Genomic DNA, 22,660 nt, shown 5'->3' on the forward strand with positions numbered 1-22,660 from the left:
ATCCTTCCTCTTTACGTGGAGAAATGCGTATAATCGCCGCCCGGTGATGATTTCTTAACCCGAACCACCTCAACTTTCCTCAATTCAAAGAGTGTTGCCATGAGTACCAGCTTGATCCAACCAGAACGTGACCTGTTTTCCTATCAGCCTTATTGGGCTGAATGTTATGGCACCGCGCCATTCTTACCCATGTCACGGGAGGAAATGGATATATTGGGCTGGGACAGTTGCGACATTATTGTTGTCACCGGCGATGCCTATGTGGATCACCCCAGCTTTGGCATGGCGATCATTGGTCGTATGCTGGAGGCGCAAGGCTTCCGGGTTGGAATTATTGCTCAGCCGGACTGGACCAATAAAAACGATTTCATGCGGTTGGGCGAACCCAATCTGTTCTTCGGCGTTACGGCTGGCAACATGGACTCGATGATCAACCGTTATACAGCCGATCGTAAGTTGCGCCACGATGATGCCTATACGCCGGATAATCAAAGCGGTAAGCGACCTGATCGGGCCACTTTAGTCTATAGCCAGCGCTGCAAAGAAGCGTATAGCCATGTGCCGGTATTGCTCGGCGGTATTGAGGCCAGCTTGCGCCGCATTGCTCATTATGACTATTGGTCTGATACTGTGCGCCGTTCGGTTATCGTGGATGCCAAAGCGGACATGTTGGTCTACGGCAATGGCGAACGGCCTTTGGTTGAAGTGGCTCATCGCCTGGCGGCGGGTGAGAAAATTGCCGATATTCAGGATGTTCGCAACACGGTTGTGATGCGCAAAACTGCATTACCGGGCTGGAGTGGGGTTGATTCTACTCGCCTGGACAAACCGGGGCGTATTGAAGCCATTCCCAATCCGTACGGTGAAGATCTGCCGTGCGCCACTGATAGCATTCCTGAATCCGAAGCTAAACCGGTTACTGTTCGTGCCGCCAAACCCAAACCATGGGAAAAGACCTACGTCTTGCTGCCTTCTTATGAAAAAGTGAAGGCAGACAAAGTGTTATATGCCCACACCTCGCGGATTTTGCATCATGAAACCAACCCCGGTTGTGCACGGGCCTTGATGCAAAAACATGGTGATCGCTATATTTGGATTAACCCACCGGCTATTCCACTGAGTACGGAAGAGATGGACAGCGTGTTTGCGCTACCCTACCAGCGTGTGCCGCACCCAGCCTATGGCAAATCGCCGATCCCCGCCTATGACATGATTCGCTTCTCGATCAACATTATGCGTGGTTGCTATGGCGGCTGTTCATTCTGCTCTATCACTGAGCATGAAGGGCGTATTATTCAAAGCCGCTCTGAAGATTCTATTATTCGTGAAATCGAAGAGATTCGCGACAAAGTCCCTGGTTTTACCGGTATTATCTCTGATCTCGGTGGCCCAACGGCTAACATGTATATGCTGCGCTGCCAGTCGCCGAGGGCAGAACAGACCTGTCGGCGTGCATCCTGTGTTTATCCTGAGATTTGCCCGCATATGGATACTAACCATCAGCCGACTATCTCTTTGTACCGCCGGGCGCGTGATCTTAAAGGGATTAAAAAGATCCTGATCGCCTCGGGGGTCCGCTATGACTTAGCAGTAGAAGATCCGCGCTATATCAAAGAATTAGCCAGCCATCATGTGGGTGGATATTTGAAAATTGCACCGGAACACACCGAGGAAGGGCCACTTTCCAAAATGATGAAACCGGGAATGGGCAGCTATCAACGCTTTAAAGAGTTGTTTGATACCTATTCCAAGCAGGCAGGTAAAGAGCAGTATTTGATCCCTTATTTCATCTCTGCCCATCCGGGCACTGAGGATAAAGATATGGTCAATTTGGCGCTATGGCTGAAGAAAAACCGTTTCCGTCTGGATCAGGTACAGAACTTCTACCCGTCGCCACTGGCTAACTCTACGACTATGTATTACACCGGTAAAAATCCGCTGGCGAAAGTGGATTATAAAAGTGAAGACGTCGTTGTACCGAAAGGGGATCGCCAGCGGCGGTTACATAAGGCCTTGCTGCGTTATCATGATCCGGCTAACTGGCCAATGATCCGTACTGCATTAGAGGAGATGGGGTTGCAACATCTGATTGGCGGCCGCCGGGAATGCCTGGTTCCGGCAGCGACAATCGAGGAACAACGTGAAGCTCGTCGGGCGCTGCGCCACCATACTCCGGCCCTGACGAAGCACACTGCTATCACCCGCCAGCGTCAGCCAGGTAGCCGAAGCACAACGTCTGCTATCAGCAAAAAACCGCAGGTTGCCAGTAGCACGCCAGTGGCAAAACCGTCAGTAAGCAAAACTGGGGCGAGAAAATCCCCGGCAAATCAGACGGCTGCCGGCGCAAAGGGCAAAGGGCAAAGCTAAGCATCATTAAACTGAATACATCGCCTTGAACTCAGTTGTCAGACCCGAAAACATCCGGGTCTGGCCCGAGGCGTTTATTGCTGTCTAACTTCGAAATTGCCGTCAGTTCATCTTTATGCAATTTAAAATCAAACACTTCAAAGTTTTCCTTGATACGCGCCGGTGTTACCGATTTCGGGATAACGATCAACCCACAATCGAGATGCCAGCGGATCACGACCTGTGCAGGTGTTTTATTGTATTTTTGCGCTAACTGGCGAATAACGGTTTGATCGAAAACGCCCTCACCACCTTGGGCCAGCGGGCTCCAGGATTCGGTTGCAATATGATGGGTGGCATTCCACGAATGGAGCTGGCGCTGCTGTAGCAGTGGATGTAGCTCAATCTGATTGACGGTTGGCGCCACACCCGTTTCATCAATCAGCCGTTGCAGATGAGGAATCTGGAAGTTACAGACACCAATGCTGCGAATTAAACCTTGTTCTTTCAATTTGATCAGTTCACGCCAGGCACTAACGTAGTGATCCTGTGTTGGGTTGGGCCAATGGATCAGATAGAGATCGACATAATCGAGCTGAAGTTTGCTCAGGCTCTCTTCTAGTGCTTTTTTCGGATCCTGCTGGCTGTCATTCCACAGTTTAGTGGTAATAAATAGCTCATCACGAGCCACACCCGCCGCCTTCAGTGCCGAGCCGACACCCTGTTCATTTTTATAAATTGCCGCAGTATCGACAGAGCGATAGCCCACCTCGAGTGCTTTGCTGACAGCAAGCTGTGTTTCTTCAATCGTTGCTTGCCAAACGCCAAGGCCAAGTTGTGGCATCAGGTTGCCATCGTGCAATTTGATAATGGGTTGTGTTGCCATGTCTATCTCCTTCGCTGACTGATTGGGCTGTGTTTGCCCTGTTTACCCGTAATGTAAGTTTAGTCGTGATCATTCTATTTATGATCTTGCTAGCGATTAATCATGTGTGAGAAGTATCAAAATGTGCACAGATCTATCGGCGATCTGCCACTGAGAGATGAACAGCAAAATGCGTGGTAATAAGCTAAAGCCTAGCAGTTAATAACGATAGCACCCTTTTAACGGTAAGTGAAAAGAGTAAGTAGATGTTGAACAGAAGGCATCCTGTTCAACGATGCCTTCTGTGTTGAAAACTGTAAACTGGGCTGATGCTATTATTAGACCGCAGCTTCGTAGATACGTTTACTATCAGCTAAAGTGATATCACTGTGTTCGCCAAGCTGGGTCATACCGTGCTCTTCCAGTTTTTTAATCAAATCAGGAATAGAACTGCCATCCAGTTTGTAGGCCGACAGGCGAGTAGCAACGCCCATGCTTTCAAAGAAATGACGGGTAGCTTCAATTGCGGCATCGATGCGGTGCTCTTCGCTACCGTCACGTAGGCCCCAGACACGCTCCGCGTATTGCAGCAGTTTGGCGCGCTTTTGTTGCTTCTTCGCCACTAACAGAGCGGGCAGTACTACCGCCAGCGTCTGAGCATGGTCCAGACCATGGCGGGCGGTCAGTTCGTGGCCTAACATGTGTGTCGCCCAGTCTTGTGGCACACCGGCCCCAATCAGGCCGTTTAATGCCATAGTGGCACTCCACATAATATTGGCGCGCACATTGTAGTTTTCTGGCTCCGCCAATGCTTTCGGACCTTCCTCAATCAGGGTTAACAACAGCCCTTCAGCAAAGCGATCCTGCACTTTTGCATCAACCGGGTAAGTCAGATATTGCTCAATGGTATGTACAAAAGCATCGACAACACCGTTCGCGACTTGGCGCGGTGGCAAAGTATAAGTGACAACCGGGTCCAGCACGGCAAACAGTGGCTGGACAAAGGGTGAGAAGAAGTGCTGCTTATCACCGGTTTCACGGCGGCTGATAACTGCGCCATTGTTAGCTTCAGAACCGGTAGCAGGCAGGGTCAGCACTGAACCCATTGGCAGTGCTTCTTTAATATCGCTGCCAGTGGTTTGCAGAATATGCCATGGTTCTTGTGGGTAATTGACGGCAGCGGCGATGAATTTGGTGCCATCTAATACTGATCCCCCTCCCACCGCTAGCAGGAAGTCGATTTTCTCTGCCCGGCAAAGCGCAACAGCTTTCATCAGGGTTTCATAGGTTGGATTCGGCTCAATACCGCCAAACTCCAGGAAATCAAAGCCTTTCAGTGCCTGATGGACTTGATCCAGCACACCATTTTGTTTGATGCTGCCGCCGCCATAGGTAATCAAGATGCGGGCATCAGCAGGAATTTCTTTACTCAATTGTGCTATCTGACCAGTACCGAACAGCACTTTAGTGGGGGTATGGAGGGTAAAGTTTTGCATTATTTGTCTTCCAGCTTATGGGTGATGAACAATTATGGTAATCAAAACGCGACGTATTAGCCGGTGATGCAATGATTGTTTATTGCCGTACCATTGGCAGCCATTGTCGGCAACTTAGCACGATACCTCAATGCACATTTCTGCCTTGCTCTTGCCTATTTCTCCAAAGCACTGTAGAAAATGCGGTAAATATTGCACAATTTATATCTGATCGTTTTAGTTGCTAGATTGTCTCAGATAACTCCAGTAAGTGAGAGTATATGGTTGAGGTTAATGATATTCAGGCACAGATGGCCGAAAAAATTACACGTTTGGCTAAGGGGAATGGCTTAACGCCCTCTGCTGTGCCACGGGTGAAAATTTTGTACTCCACAGTGCACCAGCCGCGCACTCCGGTAATGTACACCCCCAGTGTAGTCATCATATTCCAGGGGCACAAAGTGGGTTATCTGGGCAGTAAAGTGTTTCAGTATGATCCGAAAAATTATCTTATTCTGACGGTTCCACTGCCGTTTGAATGTGAAACTTTTGCCAGCCCTGAAATACCTCTGGCGGGAATATCGATTCATATAGACAGCCAGATGCTACAGGATCTGCTGATAGATATCGGTGATGATGAGCTGGATAAACCGTTCGGTAATACCTCTGGCGTCAATTCATCGGCGCTGACCGAAGAGATGCTGTGTGCCACCGAGCGCTTATTGGATGTGATGTCCAATCCCCGTGATGCCAGAGTGCTCGGCCCACAAATTGTGCGGGAAATTCTCTACTATGTGCTGTGTGGTCAATGCGGAGGAGCTTTGCAGGCGCTGGTTAACCGCCATGGGCACTTTAATCAAATTACCAAAACCTTGCGGCGTATTGAAAATCAATTTGCAGATAATCTGAATGTTGAGCAATTAGCGGCAGATGTGAACATGAGTGTTTCGGCGTTTCATCATAACTTCAAAGCCGTCACTAACACCTCGCCACTGCAATATCTCAAATCTTACCGGTTGCATCGCGCACGAATGATGATGTTGCACGATGGGCTAAAAGCCAGTACCGCAGCCAACAAAGTAGGGTATGAGAGTGCTTCACAGTTCAGCCGTGAGTTTAAACGTTATTTTGGTCTCACACCCAGTGAAGAGGTCGCTAAACTGCGGACTAACTGATTTTACGGCCCAGCGAATAATGGCAATAAAAAACGGCGCAGTGAGCGCCGTTTAACTGCTTGAGTCACGAGGCAAACACAGGGTTACTCAGTGACACTTTTACGTTTACACCACACCAACACCAGTGTGCCGACCAAACCAATCAGCAACAACACTATTGGTAAAATCATCAGTGCTGTCATCACCTGGTTTTCATAGTGCTTAACGAATGGGATATGACTTAGCGCGAAACCTAACCCAACGACACTCCCCACCCATACCAGCCCGCTTAACCAATTAAAGAACTGAAAACGTGCACTGTTCAGGCCAGAAATACCCGCCAGCGTTGGCAGTAAAGTCCGTACAAAAGCGAGAAAACGGCCAATTATCAGGGCCGCCAAACCATGGCGTACAAACAGAGTATGGGCGCGTTGCCGATAATGAACCGGTAGCTGTAACAGCCACCTTTTAACTATTTTAGTATCGCCTAACCACAGCCCTTGCAGGTAACTGAGCCAACAACCCAAGCTGGCAGCAGTGGTTAAAATTATCATGGTCGGTAAGAACCCCATGACTCCCTTGGCAATTAATGCACCCGCCAATAGCAACAAACTATCACCGGGGAGGAAAGAAGCCGGTAGCAAACCGTTTTCTAAAAATAGGGTGGTAAAGAGAATGCCGTAAATGACCCAAATCACATTCGGATCGGCAAGTTTACTAAAATCCTGCTGCCATAAGGCATGAAGGATTTCGCGTAATACATCCATTTCTGTTCCTGTTTGCCTAGCGTGTGAGGATATTGTTGTAAGGACTGGTCTAGTGTATCCGTAATGGCGCGGATCCACATTGATCTTATCCTCAATAATCGAATTTTTGAGGGATATATACGTGTCGATGAGACTATTTGTGTAAGAGAGGATTAATGCGCGGATATTGTTACCGCGCATTAACAAATCAATCGTTCAGAAACCCTTACTGCACTGTTTTGATGCGCTCAAATCCTGCGGCCAAATCGTCCTGCAAATCTTGCACATTCTCCAGACCAATATGCAGACGGAACAGTGTGCCTTTTATCCCGTCCCCTTCATACTGACGAATGGCACGGATATTCTCCGGTTGATAACCCAGAATCAAGGATTCAAAACCGCCCCATGAAAAGGCCATACTGAAGTGGGTGAAATGGTCGAGATAAGCCTCTAACTGTTGCTGACTTAACTCTTCTTTTAATTCAAAAGAGAACAAGCCATTACAGCCAGTGAAGTCTCGTTTATAGAATTCATGGCCTTTGCAGCTTGGCAGGGCAGGGTGATAGACAGTGGCAACTTCCGGGCGCTGAGCCAGCCAGTTAGCAATTTCAATACTGCTTTTCTCGTGTTGTTTTAAACGCACGCCCAGTGTGCGCAATCCACGGCTAGCAAGATAAGCTGTGTCAGCATCAACCATTTGCCCCATCAGATAAGAGTCTTCCCGCAGTTGCTCCCAACAACGCGCGTTGGCAACGGCAATCCCCAGCATCGCATCAGAATGACCAATGATGTATTTAGTTCCTGATTGGATAGAGATATCAATACCAAAATCCAGTGCTTTAAACAGCACACCCGCAGCCCAGGTGTTATCCATCATAATAATGATGTCTGGTGAAACGGCCCGGATGGCTTGTACCATTGCCGGAATATCTTGTACTTCCATGGTGATGGAGCCGGGTGACTCAAGGAATACCACTTTGGTTTTTGGGGTAATTAATGAGTCGATCCCGGCACCTATCATCGGATCAAAATAGGTCGTGGTGATATTCATGCGTGATAAAATTTTATCGCAAAAACTTTGGGCCGGCTCATAAGCAGAACCGGTCATTAGCACATGGTCACCCGTTGCGACAAATGACAAAATTGCGTTGCTGATAGCCGCGGCACCGCAAGGATAAAGGACGCAACCTGCGCCACCTTCCAGCTCTGTCATCGCCTCTTGCAGCGAGAAGTGAGTCAGGGTGCCTCGGCGGCCATAGAATAATTCGCCTTTTCCCCGATTGATAGTGGCATGCTTCTTCGCTTTTACCGAGTCGAAAACCAGCGATGAAGCTCGCTGGATCACCGTATTCACTGAGCCTTGAGTAAATCGTTTACTTCTGCCCGCACTGACTAAGGCTGTTTCCAGTTTTTCTGTCGTTTCTTTGTTTGCAGACATGATCGTGTCGTCACCTTTATATAGGATATGCTGTAGTTCCAGAGCCAGCATTCATTTTAGAGATATATTCCTTACGTTAGCATGATGATTGTTATGTGGGGGCAGCTTTCACCATGAAAAAAACTAAAGAGAGTGACGCGCTGTTTTCTGACGGTTTGTAATGGAGAAATTCTGTGTAAGTGGCAAAACAAGGGATTTATTAAGGAGTCTTGGTGAGAGTTCTTTAGTTCAATCAATCACTTCTTATCTTTATATCTAATGTTATCGGCATGGAATAATTAAGGTCGCTATCATTTCTATTAATTTACATAATTGTTTCAATCAGAATAATTCTCTTTCATTCTTAAAAAATCGTCTCAAATACTAATGATAATTACTATCAATTCCCGATTTGTTTGATATGATCGGCACCTGATTTCGTCCTTAAATTGATATGCATATTGGGTGGAGGCACAGCGTGAAAATAGCTGGCAAAGAGATTAAAGATAAATCATTCGTGCAAGGCCGGATGATAGCAGGCGTAATGGCATTATTGCTGGTGGCCGGTTTGGCAGGTCATGCACAGGCCGCGCCAGGCAACAGCAGTGCAGTCGCTGCATCTGTTGCTACACCAACAACTGCAACGTCAACCCCACTACCTACACCGGAAATCACACCGGTCGCTGCAAATGCACAAGCTGTTGCACCTGCAAACCCAGCACCTATGGTCCAGCCTCTGGCGGCACCTGTGCCACAAGGGTTGGCAATGGACTTATCTGTCTGGGGCATGTATCAGCATGCAGACGTCGTCGTTAAAGGGGTGATGATTGGTCTGGTGTTAGCCTCAATCGTAACCTGGACTATTTTGTTCTCCAAAGGTACTGAATTATTCCGTGCTCGCCGCCGTTTGCAGCAAGAACATGAAGTTATCGGGGCTGTGACTGATATAGATACCGCGTCTGAGCGGGCGGAGGCTTTTAGCACCGATAGCATTAGTGCCTTACTGCTACGAGAAGCGCAAAACGAGCGCCTATTGTCGACAGAATCCAATGATAACAATGGCATTAAAGAGCGTACGGCTTTCCGGTTGGAACGCCGTGTAGCAGCCATTGGTCGCCAAATGGGTAAAGGCAATGGATTCCTGGCTACTATCGGTGCAATCTCACCGTTTGTCGGGTTGTTTGGCACCGTGTGGGGCATTATGAACAGCTTTATTGGTATTGCTCATTCGCAAACCACCAATCTGGCTGTTGTTGCACCGGGTATCGCAGAAGCCTTGCTGGCAACGGCGTTAGGTCTGGTCGCAGCAATCCCTGCGGTAGTTATCTACAATATATTTGCTCGCTTAATTGGTAGTTACCGTGCACAGGTGGGTGACGTTGCCGCCCAAGTATTGCTGCTATTAAGCCGCGATCTTGATCTGGCGAGCAGCGCTGAGGCAAAGTCATCTAAGCATCCTCACCAATTGCGTGCGGGGTGATTTATGGCCATGCGTATGAATGACAATCTTGATGAAAGCGGTGAATTACACGAAATCAACGTGACACCCTTTATCGATGTAATGTTGGTACTGCTGATAATCTTTATGGTGGCAGCACCATTGGCAACAGTCGATATTAAAGTGGATTTACCAGCGTCTTCAGCGGTACCACAGCCGCGGCCGGAAAAACCGGTATTCCTGACAGTTAAAGCCGATAATCAGCTTTATGTCGGTGACCAGCAGGTTGACCGCGACACTCTGGCCGCGGCGTTGGATAAAATGACGCAATCCAATAAAGAAACCACTATCTTCTTCCAGGCGGATAAAGTGGTGGATTATGAAACTCTGATGAGCGTGATGGATGCGCTACGCAAATCAGGTTATCTCAAGGTTGGCTTAGTCGGTATGGAAGCGGGCATGGCAAAATAGCCTGCAACGCAGGCGCGGTTACGGTTGCCGCGCCTGACATTAATCTTTCGGCGTATTACGGCCCACTTCACTGGTATCTACCGCCCCCAACGCTTGTAGAAGGTCGCCTTCCAGTTCATGAGTATTTTGTGCTTCGTAGTAATTCTCCTCACCTACGCACTCTTTCCAATCGATATATCTTGGCGAACGGGTGTTATATAAAGGTTTATATCCAATAGCGATGAAAGCCATAGTGATCCCATTCTCTTTTATTTTTTTGCACATACCTTTTTTGATAAGGCTTTGTGTGACATAAAAACCTTTATTTTCTTTATGTGCACTTTCAAAGCTATCATTACCATCAGAAAGAATTATCATCAGCTTTTTATTGGTGTTAGAGCTGATTTCATTAAATAAATTATTAGCAGATAATATCCCTGAACTTATTAGTGTACCGCCTAAAGGGGACATATTAATCATATCATCGATAATCTCATTACTATCATGTTCATTTAATGAATAGGAGTTTGCTCGATTTAAACAAACGTAGCTATTGAATATGTCATCAACTGGAAAGTTAATTGCTTTCGGTGGTATCACTGCGCTGTCGCGTGGTATTGAGTTTATCGTTGCAACGTAATCAATACTCTCTCCTATTATTTCAAGTTGATATAATTGTTGGAGGATCTTTTGTGAGCGGGAAAGGAATGTATAAGCAGACTCTGCATCTTCAATATTTAATTCATCAATTTTATTTTTAGTGTCATTATATATCTCGCTGGTTACTTTCCCATATGCGATATGGTCAATATTTTCTAATCCCTCCAATCCAGGGAATTTTTTTAACCCAGATAATGTATATTTACGAAGGTAATCACCATTTGGACTATGTTGCTTTGGCACAAAAGGTAAATGGCAATACTCCTTCGTTTGTGCACCGTTCCCAATACGTTGTTTAGTCCCCCATGAAAATGGTATAAACCCTATGGTATGTATATTCTCATTTTTTAAGATGTTATTATTGAGGCGGTTAAATATGTCTCTCAACGCATCTATTTTTTTTGGCTCGGATTCATTATGATTAAAATGATCATCCATTGAACCAGAGTAATCTGCGACAAATACTACATCTATATTCTCTATCGGTGCACTGATTATATTTTTTCTTGCTGCTCCTCTATCTGTTGCATTTATCATCGCACTAAAATTGGTTACTGGATTGTTAGTTAAAAATCTAGCTGAGTAGCTCATGTTGATCTCAGCCGCATACTCAATTCTGCCATTATTATTGATTATATCTATAGTCGGTGTTGAAAATATTTCTGCTGGCAGATAAGCATGAGCATAAGAACTCACTACGGCTTCATTCTGCGCTATTTGAGTTAAACTCGGAGTACTATGGTTATTTTCTACTGTCAGTGCTAATGTTGCTTGCTCCATTGCATCTGAGAGTTTGGCTTTTTTCTGTAAAAAATGAGTGAGCTCAAAAGAAAAAAATATTAGCCCAATAACCAAGGGCAAAAATATAATAAAGGGAAATAAGATAGCCCCTTGCTCATTCTTTATCAATGGCACCAATAGTCGTACTTTAATGTGAGTAAATATATTTTTTATCATAAATAGCCTTTTTTATAAATAAGTTCATCCTCGCTAGGATTAACGCTCGATAGTTACCGCTGATGACCTTAATATAGGGATGGGTTCTATCTGGCTAAACAACGCTTGATACCCTGTGGGGGCAGGTAAACATAAGGTGACCTGGTACAGTGGCACCCATCGGCCACGATTACTGTAAGGTGATAAATCGGCCATTTCACGCAATGACCTAATGGGGTGACAAGTACCGACGATAAACTCTTCACTCTTAGTATCATTAATAATCTTATTACCAGGTGCTGCCGATTCAGCGGGATTAAAATGTAATGTTTCAACTGTTATCGCGAAATTATCACTGAATATACCCGAAGTTAATAGCATATTGCTCGCCAGAGTTGTTAAATCATTAACATTATTTTGAGTTAGTATTTCATCATCAGAATATAACCTGTTCCTTTCCCGAATTATTCCGGCAAGCGAATATGATATCCGGTCTAGTTTACCTACGGTTGATTGATATTCAGTCACTGAAATAAATAGTTTTATTAATAGCATTATTATGAAAATGACAAATGAAAACTCAATAATAGCTGAACCATTATTATTTCCAATAAAGTCTATGTTATTTATTTTCTTGTACAAAAATCACCTCGCGAGATAGTTGGATATTAGCCCAGCGTGAGGGGATAGGAAAAAAAAGAGGTTGATAGATGTAAGTTACTGTGTATTTGGCCAGTGGCGACGTTTCTGAGTCTGAATATATCTGACTAATGAGGTCAGATATACTATTGCTAAATTCTACAGTAGTATTAATCGCATTATTATTTGTTATGAAAACACCTAAAATACCATTCTGAGCATTTAAACTTTGCCTCAATATGGCACTATTACTGCCCTCTCTATTCTTAGTCGATTTTACCGCTTCTGAAACCGCCAGATCTAAACTGGCAGAGATATAGAGCAAACGGCCTATCTCTGCACAAGAGAGTAACGTCAATAAAAATAGAACAAAGACTACCGTAAAATCAATAGTGACCGACCCCTCATTCGAACGGGAGAATTGCTCTCTTATTTTACTCATTTACGCACCTTTATCACTTAATCTCTCTTGCTGAAGGCTCTGAACTTGACTTAGGGCGAGTATTAACTCATCCGGGTCTTTAGCCATTTTTTCAGCAATAATGATTTTTTTTGCATAGGTTGTATCACCGAGTTGAATCAGTGAAAAGACCAGGTTATGTAACCTTAACGAGTTTTTTTTACCCGACAAATAATCAGGTAATAATATTCTCACTGCATCGCTATAACGGTTATCAAGCATTGCTACTACAGCAAGATTATTCATTGCCGTCCCATCAGAAATAAATAAGGCTCGCGACTTTTCAATAGCCACTTCTGCTTTATGCACTTCACCACTATTAGCCAATACAATGCCGTGTAAGTTGTGAGCTTCTGCATTATTAGGAGAAATAGTTAATAATTTATTTATAACTGTTATAGCATTTGTCGAGTCATTATTGTTAATCAAGTTTTTGGCTTGCAAAATATATACAGGCTCACTCGGTTTGTTAATCATCGGTTGTAAATAATATAAAGATGACTTGGTGTCGCCGGTAAGATAGTAGGCGTTAGCCAGTTTTAATCTTATCGCATCATCTTCTTTTTGTTTTAATCTGGTTCGGTATAAAGTGACCAATCCGGCATGATTATTTGCCTTTAGCAAGATACTCTCACGATATAGAAACTCTTTATTACTTATGCCACTATTCGTGGAGCAACCACTTATCATAAAAATTAAAAGTGAAACGGTAATAGTTTTTTTACATTGTTTGTACATATTTGAGTAACTCCAAAACGCTAGGTGATATAACTAACACAACAAAAGGAATAAGAATAAAAAGAAACATAGGGAAAGTCAGTTTTGTTGATAGCTTACTGTTTTTTTCTTCTGTAATTAACAATTGCATTTCTCTCATATCTTGAGAGAGTTTTATTAGTTGTTCATAAACGGTTGAGCCGAAACTGATGCTATATTGTAATGCACTGCAAAACATTTTTATTTCTGTTTCGGTTGATAGTTGTTGAAATTCTTTAATCGCACTCTCTAGCCCATTAATTTCTGCGCGCTTAGTTATTTTTTCTACGATTAAACTTAAATCGATATTTATTAATTTGAATCTTTTAGCCGTATAGCTTAGTGCGCTATCTATAGTCATTCCTGATTGGACACAGGCAGCGGTAATATCGATAAAAAAGGGTAGAGAATTTAACATTTTTTTTATTTTTTTATTCACAATATTTCTGGTAATAACTTTTGGTAGATATATAGTTGTTATCAGCATAAGCAAACAAATCATAAGGAAACTCATGCTACTAGTCGCTATGAAACTAGTTTTTACCAATATAATCATCACTATCAGAAATAGCGAAATAATCAATATCTTTAAATAAGTCACCTTATGAAGTATATAAGGTAATTTTATAAAAGAAGATAGCGCTATTTCTTTTTTATTTTTTGACTTTTTTATTTCACGTTTAGAGGATAAAATATGGTCATTGTTAATTTTATTATATATTTCTTTCTTATTGTATTTTTTCTTGCTAATGAGTAATGAGATAAAACCAAATAGTACCATGGCAATAAAAATTATATTCATAGTGCTTTCCTAAGCATTGACCTTATCAGTGCTATCCCAATTATCTCGCTGGAGATAATATAATAAAAAATAATCCTACCAGTAGGATGGTTCCACATTGACTCAATAATCGTTGGATCCATAAAGTAAAGAAAAAGAGAGAATACAAAAGGTATGATAGAGAGAATATTTACTGACATCCGTGTTTGTGCCGTCATAACGGCTTTCTTCTGTTCGGATGTTTTGCTTTTTGTGATCACTTGGGACAAACGACTGGTCAGTTCTCTTAATTGCCCACCTTGTTGCAAGTTAAGCAAAATGATGGTGATAAGAAAGTAAAACTCGGGGTAACGAAAGCGTTGATAGGCATCATAAAAAACAGTTTCAGGAGACTCACCTACATTCAATCGGCGGCAAATAAGGCTTAATTCATTCCCTAATGGCCCACCTACCTCTTTCCCACAACGTTCTAATACTTGGTTAATGCTGGCACCGCTACTGGCAGCCATATTAATCATCAACAAAACCTCTGGGAAATCTCTTTTAAATAGCGTGTGATTATTTTTACGCGAAAAGTGTATTTGAAAAAATATGATACTGAACAAAATAAATGTCAATACCACCAGAGTATTTATCCCAACCCATGTTTTATTTATAATGTAAATGCATATTGCATAACCGATAGGTATGGCTATATGCATTTTATTTTTGTTTATATCAATGCTTAATAAATAGTTCACCCATTCATTGGCTGTTTTTTTTAGTAATGACGTAAGGAAAAAATCATTGGTAGTGGTTTTTTTTGGGTTTTTAATTATGGTCTTCTTTATTTTTATCCATTTTAAGTTAATGAGTAAAAGTAATAGAATCCCAGATAAAAGTATTATGTTGTAAATCATTATTTCACCGTGGAAAAAATACTACTTAGTTCATTTGATAAGCTGTATATATCAGCATTCACCCTCACAGCAGATCGGCTGAATAAACCATGATTAATAAATTCTCCTTGGATTTTTCCCTGTTCGTCACGCTCTTTGGACGGTTCAAATGAGAATATGTTTTGTAATACGACATTGTCCCCCTCCATTCCCATAATTTCACTAATATGGCGTACCTTTCGTGAACCATCATTCATGCGTGAAACTTGCACAATAAGATTGATGGCGGAGGCAATATTTCGGCGAATAGTAAATATGGGCATATTAACTGGACCCATCATGATCATGCTTTCGAGTCGGGCAATAGCATCGCGGGGAGAATTAGCATGTAAGGTGGACATAGAGCCATTATGGCCGGTATTCATTGCCTGAAGCATTTCAAATGTTTCCTCACCACGGCACTCCCCGATAATGATCCTGTCGGGGCGCATACGCAGTGAGTTTATTACTAAGTCCCGCATCGTGATTTGCCCAGTATTCTCTAGCCCGGCGAGTCGTGTCTCCATCCGTACCACATGGGGCTGTTCAAGATTTAACTCGGCAGCATCTTCTAAGGTGATAACTCTTTCGTTTTCAGAAATATATTTTGATAATGCGTTGAGCAGTGTTGTTTTTCCTGAGCCTGTGCCACCAGAGATAATAATATTGACCCGGCAACTGGCTGCAATTATCAAGAAATTAGCCATATCACTGCTCATAGCACCCATATTAACCAGATCTTCTAGTTTTCGTTTGTTGGTACTGAATTTTCGAATTGAAAGTGCTGTGCCATCCAATGTGATTGGACCGATTGCCACATTGATTCGGCTACCATCAATTAGGCGTGCATCTGCTAACGGTCTACCTTCATCAATACGGCGATTGACTCTTTGCATCAGGCGTTTGGCAATATCAGTCAGTTGACTGTTATTAATAAAACGGCGGTTGGTTAAGGTTAGCAACCCATAACGTTCAACAAATATCTTTTCAGGGCCATTGACCATAATATCGCTAATAGACTCATCTTCCATCAGTTCTCTTAACGGGCCAAAACCGGTAATCTCATCGGCGATCGTTGCAATAATATCTTTTTGCTGCTGAGTATTTAATCTATATTCATTGTCATTAAATAAATCATCGTAGGTTTGTGAAAGTAAACCAAAAAGTTTGTCATAATCATCAACCAGATGTTCTACTTTATCGATATCAATGTTAGCCAGCATTTTTTCTCGTATTTCTTCTTGGATGATTAATGATATGTTCATTTTTAATTTTTACCTTTTAGAAGCTTTCTTAACCATGATTTTCTCTTGTTTGATAAATCAATGGTTATGCCTAATGTGTATTTAGCCAATTCGGTTATTATGGTTTTCTTTCGGCCAAAGTAATTTTTATCACTTAATGATTCCGTTGTTTTATGTATGAAAGGGATTCGTATATCTATCTTACGCCCAAGTAATGACGGGATATCTGAAGTATCCAGCATATCTCTTGTTATTGGTCTGCTTTCATTTAAACAGACTAATAGTCGGGTTGCTTGCCTGTTGTCTCGTTTAAATTTTTCATAAATAACAATAAACGTTTTAGCGACACGGACTGACATCATACTATTATCAAGCAATACGATAATGCAATTAGCGTGTTCTATATAATCAGTGAGTTTTTCTTTCGGTACGTTATGAATCGGTTGATCAAATACAATAAAATTGTGCTTTATATCTCTGTGTCCATCAATTTCAGCTATATCTTGCCCTTTACCAAACATAAGAGATAAATTATTTTGATATTCGGTTATTTCTGTAACCATCTTTTTTTCTGTAACAAGATCAAGATCCTGAGATCCATTATTGCCCTGTAATAATAGAGTTGGTGATTGCTTTATCTGTGTGATCGCGGTTGCTAAGTGATAACTGATCAGGGTGGTTCCGATGCCTCCCTTACAGCCCAATATACTGATAAAAAAGGCTTTCCTTTCAGACTCGATAGGGATGCCTTTGAGTAAATGTTGCGTCAATTCAGACAACTGCGACTTTATATTTAAGTATAATATGCCACGCTGAATGAATTGTTGGGCGATACCAATTGAATCAATATCGCCAACTAAAACACACCAACAGTCACGCGGGATAAGAATTTTTATTAAATCTAATGTTTTTTCAATATTATCATTACTCCCGATGTCAATAATAGCACCAATGGTTTTATCGGATAAATTTATTTTTGGCACGAGAAAAATACTCTCATCAAATGATTTAATATCATTAATATCGGCAAGCCTGACTTTCTCCGCGGTTTCTTCGCGCAGCCATTCCCTGCTGGAAATAATAGCAATGGTGTTTTTTATCTTATTATTTTTTTTGTTTATTGCATCTTTGTTAAGAATTAATTGCATATGTCACCATTAAAGGAAATTACTTTGATTGCGTTATTTTGAAAGAATTCTATTTTTATTTACTGCGCATCCTACTTCGCTATCCCGGGACATCCGATAATCATTGCGTTGATATTTGCATCGTCGCTCGTTATCTCTTTGCAAAACAGGTGTAGATAATGACTGGTTTTTATCTGTTGCTAACAAGTCTCTTTTAGCTAATGAACAGGCTTGGTCATTCTCATTTGGCTCGATAATAAATGAGGCATGCACAACGCTAGAGAAAAAAATAACACTGCTAACTATCCATAGTTTCATTTTATGAAACCTCCTTTTCGTAGGAATTCCTTAGCCACTTTTTTCCTTTTTATTTCCATTATATGAGTGAAATTAAATAAGCGTTCCAATGTTGATGTGTGCATAAAATCAGGTAATTCCACATCCTTTCCGGCAACCGGCTTCACCAGGCTGACGGTGGCGACGACCACCAGTTCAGTTTGATTTTTTTGCGTTTGTGCATTGCGAAAGAATGCCCCTAAAATAGGAATATCACCTATGAAGGGGATCTTTTTAAGGGATTCCCGCTCTGATTTACTGATCAATCCACCTAGAATAAAGCTTTCGCCATCACCAAGTTCTAATGTGGTCGCTGCCTTACGTGTGCGTAATGAAGGATAAGCATTACCCCCTTCGACGCTAAAGACTTTATCTACACTACTGACTTCTTCTTCCATACTAATGCGGATACGATTTTTCTCATTTACCTTGGCCGCAATGTTTAGCTTGATACCATAAGTTTTGTATTTAATTACGGTGCTGCTTTGGGTGGTATTAAAAAGTGGTATTTCGCCACCAACTAAAAATGAGGCACTTTCACCGGACAGTACCGATAGATTGGGTTCGGCCAGAATACGTGCAATTGAGTCATCATTAATGGCATGAACTAATGTACTAATTCCGGTGGCATTGAACTTTAAAAATTGAAAGGAGCCAACGGATGCTTCGTTGATACTGCTCCAATCTACCCCTATATTCTCACTAAAGTCTTTAGTCACCTCAGCAATGGTTAATTTCACATTTACTTGGTTAGATTCAGGGAGTTTAATCTTATTAATTACCCCTAAGTAATCAGGGTTATTAAAATGTTGGTCTTCGCGATTTTTCTCTCTTTTCTTGTTTATTGCTTCACCGACAATAGCTGCAATAGTGTCTTTCGCCTCTTCTGACTCTGCCTTACCCGTCAGCAGATAGCCATTACCAATTTTATTGATTTCTATGTTGCTATCAGGATATTCAATTTTTATTCTCTGATATGCTGAAGTAATGATGTCATTTACCATGACGGCAGTTTTTATCATTGGATTATTATCTTTATTAAATAAGATAAACTCTGCTATTCCTTCTTTTTTTGCATAAACAATAATGCTATTTTTACCAACCAGTTCATAATCAGCAATAGCAGCGGCAGAGACAAAAACAGTATCAATCGCCTCATCTGTTTTTATTATATATGACTCGCCTGATGATAAATAAACAGGCTTGGCATATGCATGATTGACAACTATTTGGCAGGTTGCAATGGCGAAGAGTAAAAACAGTTTATTCCAACTGATATATTCTGGCCTGGGTGTTCTCATCCTCTTAGCTCTCTTGTTATGCGTAGTTTAGGTATGATGTCATATATATTTGTTGATTGATTATTGCCAGTAACTATACTCGGCGCCAGAACGATATCTCCCGACTTTTCTGCGATATGAATGATGTCAAGTTCCTCTCTTTTAATTATGACGGATATATAACCAGTTACGACTTCTCCGGTCTTTTGATTTTTGTTGTTTTTTTCTGGTAATTCGTCTGTCGAATTCTTTTTTATTCTTATTATTCTCATGGCGGGTATGATTTCATTCAACGAAAAGGTTTGACTTTTTTTATCACTCAATTCTTTCGTGTTAATGACTGTGCCACTACTCATGCCTTTATTTTTATCTGTCTCAAGCACTCTTAATTGAAATGAGAGGGAATCACCTACTTGCAATGTATCTAACAAATACCCATTTTTCTGACTAATAGTGAATTTATAAATAATTTCACCTTTCTTTAAATTAAGGTAATTGAATTCATTACTATCGGGTGAAGCCAAAACTACGGGTGTAATATAAGAACCCGCTACAAGGTTTACTTTCAATAAATGACTGTTGATATCTGTTTTTCCTGATATGTTGCTTTTTATTAATTCACTTGATTCAGGTACCATGATGGCTTTTAGTGCATAATCGTTTTGAGTGAGTAGGGTACCTGAAGAGAGATCATGTGTTGACTGTGCCAGGACAATCTCAACTTCTTTTTCTTTATTTAAATCGACGAAATTATAGGGTGTATGCACATCAGGCTTGGTATTGATCATAATGCCGGCAGCCCCGATGGCGACAATCAAAATTGAAAATAATAAAAGAAACTTACGATTCATTAAAATAACCTTGTGTCATTATTAAGTTAATGTGGCTTGATATTTTAGGTGAATAGCGACAATGTAAAACCCGAGGTAATTGCAGCAGCATAGGGAACCCCTCGTTGTTGAATATCGTGTTTGTTAATCAATAAACCTATTATCATTACCACACCGCCCATAATGGCGGTATAGATAATGAAATCTAGTGATTGTTCTGCGGTGAGTGCCAGCAGCAATGCAGTAATGAGTTTTACATCGCCACCACCGATAAGTTTAAAATGAAATATTATATAGCCCATTAGTAAGGAAAAAAGTGGAATGGTGATGTTAACCGTGCTGTTTGTTGTATACCCCAATGCTATGGAACTGAATATAATAGAAATGATAAATTTATTACTGATAATTCGATTACATATATCGCTATAACAAACGAACAGTAGCTGTAATACTAGCAGTATTATTAAGGATGATTTTATTATATCCATCATTTTTCCTAAAACAAAAACATGGCAACGATAAGTTGCCATGTGAAAATCCTGATAAATATTAGAATGACGGTGCGACGCTGTTACCCCTATTAGCCCCCTGGCGCTGATACTGCTGTTCTAGCACTAGCAACGGCCCCATTTACTAACTCGATTAGGGTTGGCCTTGCTAACGTAATAAATACGCCCGCTAATGCAATCACCATAACGTACTCAATAATAGAACCACGGGTATCTTTCAGAAATCCTCGGGTTTTAAGTCGAGTAGCAACATAACCTTTATTGATTAAATCCATCATGTTCGTTTTCCTGTTAAATGGTAGGGGAGTATTCCCCATTTTTAAGTTTTAAATGTAAAGAGTCACTGCTCTTTATTTAGCTACTATCCGACTTGATATAATCAGCCTTGCTGGTAGTGACACCTATTTAACGTTTTTTTTCGCTTGCTGGCCTTTTTATTACCATTATTTAATCTTTTTAAATCACCCTCATCTTATTATCACTATCAGAAGTGCGGTTTATCCCCACTAAATAAGATAATAATAATTAGCGTTGAGAGAAATGAGAGCCAGCAGAAAGAGAAAAAGGCCAACAGAGAAATAAGTTTCTTCCAACGGTAACTGTGTAAAAAACTTTGTTGTGTCGCGATAGGTGATATTACGCTAGCCCCTGGCTTGAATGGTTGGGTTACTGGCGCAAGCTGCTCCTTATTAGATGCAGCAGTGATAAGGGGGTCTGCGTGCATTTGTTGTTCAGCTTCATCATTGATGACAATCTGACTAACAGAACCGGTATAGCGGACACCTTTACGTGGGATGGTATGTATAAGTGATTCTTTCAGCCCGACCTGAAGAAATGCTTTTCGCAACATATAGAGCTGCCCATAGTAGCTACTTTCACTTACAGCTCCGCGCTGTTCTTTCCATACCTGATTAATAATCTGCTCTTTTTCTGTTACACCACTAAGTAGCAGTTGTAAAAATCTAAGGTTATTTTCAGTTAATATTACCACCGAACCGTCAGGACCATTTAAGCAACGTTGCGTAGGGGAAAATAGCACCGTTCCTTCTAATTTAAACATAATCTCATTTGTCTCCATACTGATGGTTACCTATCCTATATAAGACGTTATGTGTTCTTTCAGTAATTTAAGATTATTAAGAGTGCCATGCTTTGTCTCTATTCTAATTCTCAATCTTCTTTAAAGGCTATTTGTGTGTATTTTTGCATTTGATAATTATTCTTAACAAGAAGTTAATTAATTTTGTTGTGGTGTTGTTTATTATGTTTCATTACATATTCTTACCTGAATTTCTCTTTTCCTTTTATTTAAAGAGTTAAATAAATTTAGTTTGCTATTATTCTTCTGTTTTTGCTTTTAGTCTTTCATTTTTATAATTTTACTCTATTAAATATAATATTTGTTTTTATTGGTGGCGAAAGTTAATAGACGATAATTTGGCAGGATAAATTTCTCTGGCAGGGCGATAACAACTGGGCTAACCGATATGAATTGATCGCAAGTGATAGTGTGTGGGGTGAAGAGTAAACTGTTAAAGTCTTAATCGCTAAACAGTGATAACTACAGTAGGTACCTTTATGACCATGGATTTATTTGATCAGTTGCCTCATGATCCCTGGATTGAAACGTTAGCGCCCGGTGCGGTTGTTTTACATCATTATGCACGGCAGCAGGCCGCATTATTATTTGCTGATGTTATTGCTATCACCACTGCCGCGCCTTTTCGCCATCTCATCACCCCCGGTGGTTACCGGATGTCGGTTGCCATGAGTAATTGTGGTCAGGTTGGTTGGGTGAGTGATATGCAAGGTTATCGCTATAGCCCGGTTGATCCTTTGACTGAGAAAAGCTGGCCTGCCATTCCGGCAAGTTTTATGACATTAGCTGTTGATGCCGCGCAACAAGCGGGTTTCTCTCAATTTGAGCCAGATGCCTGCCTGATAAATCGCTACGAGGCAGGGGCTAAATTATCATTACATCAGGATAAAGATGAGCTGGATCTGCGTCAGCCAATAGTTTCGGTATCGCTGGGGCTAGCTGCGGTATTTCAATTTGGTGGGCTGACGCGTGAGGCTAAATGCCAGAGAGTCTTATTAACGGAAGGGGATGTTGTGGTCTGGGGTGGGCCTTCCCGTTTGAACTATCACGGTGTACTGCCATTGAAAGCCGGTTTTTCCGCTACGACCGGCGCTTATCGAATTAACTTAACCTTCCGTCGCACTCGCTGATTTGAGAGGTTATAAGAAAGTGTGAGAATGCCCTCAATCTTATCTGGCAAGAGTAAGGGCGATGA

General features: G+C 41.7%; 23 protein-coding genes. 5 read left to right on the plus strand and 18 right to left on the minus strand.

Going from position 1 to position 22,660, the window contains the following annotated elements; all coding sequences use genetic code 11:
* Positions 1 to 99 precede the first annotated feature (99 nt).
* On the plus strand, positions 100 to 2,367 hold the full coding sequence (locus V1955_RS02600) for a YgiQ family radical SAM protein (RefSeq protein WP_442820477.1): 2,268 nt from the start codon (positions 100 to 102) through the stop codon (positions 2,365 to 2,367).
* Between the two features lie 31 nt (positions 2,368 to 2,398).
* Here the strand turns inward: V1955_RS02600 and dkgA are convergent, their stop codons facing one another.
* Both dkgA and yqhD read right to left on the minus strand, forming a co-directional pair.
* On the minus strand, positions 2,399 to 3,232 hold the full coding sequence (gene dkgA / locus V1955_RS02605) for a 2,5-didehydrogluconate reductase DkgA (RefSeq protein ID WP_083162407.1): 834 nt from the start codon (positions 3,230 to 3,232) through the stop codon (positions 2,399 to 2,401).
* 317 nt (positions 3,233 to 3,549) lie between these two features.
* The gene (gene yqhD, locus V1955_RS02610; protein WP_083162409.1) at positions 3,550 to 4,707 is read right to left on the minus strand and encodes an alcohol dehydrogenase; all 1,158 of its coding nucleotides are present in this window, start codon (positions 4,705 to 4,707) and stop codon (positions 3,550 to 3,552) included.
* A gap of 260 nt (positions 4,708 to 4,967) precedes the next feature.
* Between yqhD and V1955_RS02615 the strand changes: the two genes are divergently transcribed.
* Positions 4,968 to 5,861, plus strand: a complete 894-nt coding sequence (locus V1955_RS02615) for an AraC family transcriptional regulator (RefSeq protein WP_372560499.1) — start codon at positions 4,968 to 4,970, stop codon at positions 5,859 to 5,861.
* Positions 5,862 to 5,944: 83 nt separating this feature from the next.
* On the opposite strand, the gene V1955_RS02620 is transcribed toward V1955_RS02615, so the two are convergent.
* Both V1955_RS02620 and metC read right to left on the minus strand, forming a co-directional pair.
* The gene (locus tag V1955_RS02620) at positions 5,945 to 6,607 is read right to left on the minus strand and encodes a DedA family protein (protein ID WP_442820478.1); all 663 of its coding nucleotides are present in this window, start codon (positions 6,605 to 6,607) and stop codon (positions 5,945 to 5,947) included.
* Positions 6,608 to 6,812: 205 nt separating this feature from the next.
* Positions 6,813 to 8,024: a cystathionine beta-lyase gene (metC, locus tag V1955_RS02625; RefSeq protein WP_083164051.1), complete on the minus strand. Its 1,212-nt coding sequence runs from the start codon at positions 8,022 to 8,024 to the stop codon at positions 6,813 to 6,815.
* A gap of 457 nt (positions 8,025 to 8,481) precedes the next feature.
* Here metC and exbB point away from each other — a divergent pair, with 457 nt between their 5' ends.
* Positions 8,482 to 9,483, plus strand: coding sequence for a tol-pal system-associated acyl-CoA thioesterase (gene exbB, locus V1955_RS02630; RefSeq protein ID WP_420072778.1), 1,002 nt, complete (start codon positions 8,482 to 8,484; stop codon positions 9,481 to 9,483).
* 3 nt (positions 9,484 to 9,486) lie between these two features.
* A complete protein-coding gene (exbD, locus tag V1955_RS02635) occupies positions 9,487 to 9,912 on the plus strand; it encodes a TonB system transport protein ExbD (RefSeq protein WP_083162417.1) in 426 nt (141 codons plus the stop codon).
* Between the two features lie 39 nt (positions 9,913 to 9,951).
* Here exbD and V1955_RS02640 read toward each other — a convergent pair whose 3' ends face one another.
* From V1955_RS02640 to V1955_RS02705, 14 genes are all read right to left on the minus strand, one after another.
* Complete coding sequence (locus tag V1955_RS02640) at positions 9,952 to 11,508, minus strand: pilus assembly protein (protein WP_442820479.1); 1,557 nt, start codon at positions 11,506 to 11,508, stop codon at positions 9,952 to 9,954.
* Between the two features lie 39 nt (positions 11,509 to 11,547).
* Positions 11,548 to 12,129 (minus strand): tight adherence pilus pseudopilin TadF, encoded by a 582-nt coding sequence (gene tadF, locus V1955_RS02645; RefSeq protein WP_372569672.1) that lies wholly within the window; start codon positions 12,127 to 12,129, stop codon positions 11,548 to 11,550.
* Positions 12,110 to 12,568 carry a TadE/TadG family type IV pilus assembly protein gene (locus V1955_RS02650; RefSeq protein ID WP_420074007.1) on the minus strand — a complete coding sequence of 153 codons (459 nt, stop codon included), beginning with the start codon at positions 12,566 to 12,568 and terminating at the stop codon, positions 12,110 to 12,112. The genes tadF and V1955_RS02650 overlap by 20 nt, the downstream gene beginning before the upstream one ends.
* A complete protein-coding gene (locus tag V1955_RS02655) occupies positions 12,569 to 13,324 on the minus strand; it encodes a tetratricopeptide repeat protein (protein WP_193784771.1) in 756 nt (251 codons plus the stop codon). It lies immediately after the preceding gene.
* On the minus strand, positions 13,308 to 14,144 hold the full coding sequence (locus V1955_RS02660; RefSeq protein ID WP_372569670.1) for a type II secretion system F family protein: 837 nt from the start codon (positions 14,142 to 14,144) through the stop codon (positions 13,308 to 13,310). Before V1955_RS02660 ends, V1955_RS02655 begins: the two co-directional genes overlap by 17 nt.
* The gene (locus tag V1955_RS02665; RefSeq protein ID WP_083162423.1) at positions 14,141 to 15,022 is read right to left on the minus strand and encodes a type II secretion system F family protein; all 882 of its coding nucleotides are present in this window, start codon (positions 15,020 to 15,022) and stop codon (positions 14,141 to 14,143) included. The genes V1955_RS02660 and V1955_RS02665 overlap by 4 nt, the downstream gene beginning before the upstream one ends.
* Positions 15,022 to 16,305 (minus strand): CpaF family protein, encoded by a 1,284-nt coding sequence (locus tag V1955_RS02670; protein ID WP_372569669.1) that lies wholly within the window; start codon positions 16,303 to 16,305, stop codon positions 15,022 to 15,024. The genes V1955_RS02665 and V1955_RS02670 overlap by 1 nt, the downstream gene beginning before the upstream one ends.
* A gap of 2 nt (positions 16,306 to 16,307) precedes the next feature.
* The gene (locus V1955_RS02675) at positions 16,308 to 17,432 is read right to left on the minus strand and encodes a pilus assembly protein CpaE (protein WP_442820480.1); all 1,125 of its coding nucleotides are present in this window, start codon (positions 17,430 to 17,432) and stop codon (positions 16,308 to 16,310) included.
* 33 nt (positions 17,433 to 17,465) lie between these two features.
* Positions 17,466 to 17,729, minus strand: a complete 264-nt coding sequence (locus tag V1955_RS02680) for a hypothetical protein (RefSeq protein ID WP_083162429.1) — start codon at positions 17,727 to 17,729, stop codon at positions 17,466 to 17,468.
* A complete protein-coding gene (locus V1955_RS02685) occupies positions 17,726 to 19,048 on the minus strand; it encodes a type II and III secretion system protein family protein (RefSeq protein ID WP_442820481.1) in 1,323 nt (440 codons plus the stop codon). The genes V1955_RS02680 and V1955_RS02685 overlap by 4 nt, the downstream gene beginning before the upstream one ends.
* Positions 19,045 to 19,878 (minus strand): tight adherance operon protein, encoded by an 834-nt coding sequence (locus V1955_RS02690; protein ID WP_372569666.1) that lies wholly within the window; start codon positions 19,876 to 19,878, stop codon positions 19,045 to 19,047. Before V1955_RS02690 ends, V1955_RS02685 begins: the two co-directional genes overlap by 4 nt.
* Positions 19,879 to 19,922: 44 nt before the next feature.
* Positions 19,923 to 20,345, minus strand: a complete 423-nt coding sequence (locus V1955_RS02695; RefSeq protein WP_442821411.1) for a prepilin peptidase — start codon at positions 20,343 to 20,345, stop codon at positions 19,923 to 19,925.
* Positions 20,346 to 20,437: 92 nt separating this feature from the next.
* Positions 20,438 to 20,644 (minus strand): pilus assembly protein, encoded by a 207-nt coding sequence (locus V1955_RS02700; protein WP_442820482.1) that lies wholly within the window; start codon positions 20,642 to 20,644, stop codon positions 20,438 to 20,440.
* A 206-nt stretch (positions 20,645 to 20,850) separates the two neighbouring features.
* Complete coding sequence (locus V1955_RS02705; RefSeq protein WP_372569664.1) at positions 20,851 to 21,444, minus strand: winged helix-turn-helix domain-containing protein; 594 nt, start codon at positions 21,442 to 21,444, stop codon at positions 20,851 to 20,853.
* A gap of 500 nt (positions 21,445 to 21,944) precedes the next feature.
* Between V1955_RS02705 and alkB the strand changes: the two genes are divergently transcribed.
* The gene (gene alkB, locus V1955_RS02710) at positions 21,945 to 22,595 is read left to right on the plus strand and encodes a DNA oxidative demethylase AlkB (protein ID WP_083162435.1); all 651 of its coding nucleotides are present in this window, start codon (positions 21,945 to 21,947) and stop codon (positions 22,593 to 22,595) included.
* Positions 22,596 to 22,660 lie beyond the last annotated feature (65 nt).

The sequence above is a fragment of the Yersinia sp. 2545 StPb PI genome (assembly GCF_052217125.1).
Classification (GTDB): Bacteria; Pseudomonadota; Gammaproteobacteria; order Enterobacterales; family Enterobacteriaceae; genus Yersinia; species Yersinia enterocolitica_E.